We start from the raw sequence: 2,372 nt of genomic DNA, 5'->3' as shown, positions 1-2,372 counted from the left end.
AACATGTTGACCGGAATCAGGCCTTCCTTGATTTCCGAGCCAGGGCGACGGAACGCGGACACGTCGACCGGGTTGATGCTGTTGATGCCGCCCTGGATGAAGGTACTTTCACCCCAACTGACGACCTGCTTGCCCAGACGCACCGAACCCGGCTCATCGGCAATGGAGTAGTTGTGATAGACAAACGCGTCGAGCAGCTCGAAACCCGAGGATTTGGCGCCTTCCTTGCGGCCTGAATCGCTGATGTCCTTGAACTCGCGGCCCTCGTCCTTCAGTTCGAAGTCGTACCAGTATTTGCCGCGCAGGAACACACCGGTGTCGCCGTACTTCAGTTCAAGATCGTGGATGCCCTTGAAGATCTTCGAAAACGTTTCGCCGCTTTTGAAGTTCAAGTGACCGTCGTCTGAGGTTTGCGAAAGACCGTGACCGCCGTTGTTGGAGCCGATCAGGTTCTTGTTGGCATTCTGGGTGGACCAGCTCGCCCCCACAGAAAGCGACGAGTCGAAGTTGCCTTCGATTTCCCCGATGTTGAAACTGACGCCGAAGGCAGGACCGGCGAGCGTGGAAGCGAGGCTGACGGCCAGAGGCAATTTAGCCCGGCGCCAGAACAGGTTTGCTGATGTCATCGACGCTACTCCATGTGCTTTTATTTTTATGGCAGTGGGTGCTTCCAGAAACGACTCAGGCGGACGGGCCGCAGTGCCTGGGTATGAACGCCGATCGGGCAGCCAATCAACTGCGAAACGATCACCGCGCTTTTTCTCCGGTACCTACCTACTGCCGACTATAGCCAGCAGGTGCTGCTGCTTGATCCCTCTAAAGTGTGATTTACAGCGCCAACGCCTCTGGCACGCCGACTCCAGAGTGGCAAATCACAACGCAGGGGGAGCATGGCTGAAAAAGAAGAACTGGCAAGGAAGACGCCGGAGTAGAGCCTTCGCGGCACATTCTCAGGGTAATTAACCGATGAAAACGGCCGCGAAGAAACGCGTCAGAGTGTTGAGAGGAAAGCGCTGTTACTGCCCTGCCATTCGAGGATGTTCTGGCGGATCTGCTTCTTGTCGAGCTTGCCGACACTGGTCTTGGGAATTTCGGTAACAAGGGCGATCTGGCTCGGAATCGCCCACTTGTTAATGTGCCCCTGTTCCACAAACGGCTTGAGATGCTCCTTCAGGGTTTTGGCATCGAGGACATGACCCTCATGCGCCACCAGCAGCGCAAACGGGCGCTCGCCCCACTGAGGATCGGCGACGCCCACCACGGCCACCTCGCGCACGCCGGGGTGGCGACTGCAGAGATCTTCCAGCTGCAATGAAGACACCCATTCGCCGCCAGTCTTGATCACATCCTTGATCCGGTCGCGGATGTCGATACCGCCCATGCTGTCCAGCGTCGCCACGTCACCGGTGTGCAGCCAGCCGCCGGCCCATAACTCGGCGCCTTTCTCCGGCTCGCGGTAGTAACCCTCGCTGAGCCACGGGGCACGCAGCACCAGTTCGCCCTGAGTCTCACCGTCGGAAGGCAGAAAGTTACCCTCGCCATCGACAATCGCCGCCTCAACCAGCACCCCGGGAGCGCCGGCCTTGATTCGGTAGGTGGTGCGTTCGTCTTCGCTGGCCGCCATCAAGTCGTCGTTCAGGTGCGCAACCGACACCAAGGGGCCGGTCTCGGACATGCCGTAGGCCGCCGACAGCTGAATACCCTTGGCCTTCGCGGCGTCGTACAGCGATCGGTTAAGCGAGCTGCCACCGATGATGATGTGCCAGCCGGTGAAGTCCATGTTCTGCGCAGCCTTGGCGTTCAAAACCATCTGCATGATGGTAGGCACGCAGTGGGAAAACGTAACCTTCTCCTTCTGCCAGAGCGCTACCAGCAACTCGGGGTCGTAACGGCCGGGATACACCTGCTTCGCACCGAGCATGGTGGCGGCATACGGCACGCCCCACGCATGGACGTGGAACATCGGGGTGATCGGCATGTAAACCTTGTCGCCACCGAGCATGCCTTCGACGCTGCCCATGATCGTCGCGACCGCCAGGGTGTGCAGGACCAACTGGCGATGGGTGAAATACACACCCTTGGGGTTGCCTGTCGTGCCAGTGGTGTAGAAGGTGGTTGCCACCGAGTTTTCGTCGAAATCTTCGAACCGATAGTGCGGGCTTGCCGCGGCCAGCAACGCTTCGTACTCGCCCACAAGGTTGGGCAGGTCGGCGGTTGTCGTGTCGGTATCCGTGAGTAACAGCGTTTTTTCGACCGTCGTCAGCTGCCCGGCCATGGCGTTGTAGAGGGGCACGAACTCACTGTTGACCAGCACGAACCTGTCCTCGGCGTGGTTCATGGTGAACAGGATCTGCTCGGGCGACAGCCGCACG

Annotated in this window: 2 protein-coding genes; both read right to left on the bottom strand. The window is 59.3% G+C overall.

From position 1 onward, the window contains the following. On the bottom strand, window positions 1-626 hold a 626-nt coding region (locus VF672_RS23075; protein WP_331107278.1), incomplete at its 3' end, for a DUF1302 domain-containing protein. 365 nt (window positions 627-991) lie between these two features. Next, on the bottom strand, window positions 992-2,372 hold a 1,381-nt coding region (locus VF672_RS23070; RefSeq protein WP_331107276.1), incomplete at its 5' end, for a long-chain-fatty-acid--CoA ligase.

The organism is Pseudomonas sp. (assembly GCF_036387035.1).
GTDB lineage: Bacteria > Pseudomonadota > Gammaproteobacteria > Pseudomonadales > Pseudomonadaceae > Aquipseudomonas.
The sequence above is the reverse complement of the archived record's forward strand: the minus strand, read 5'-3'. Positions and strand labels throughout refer to the sequence as shown.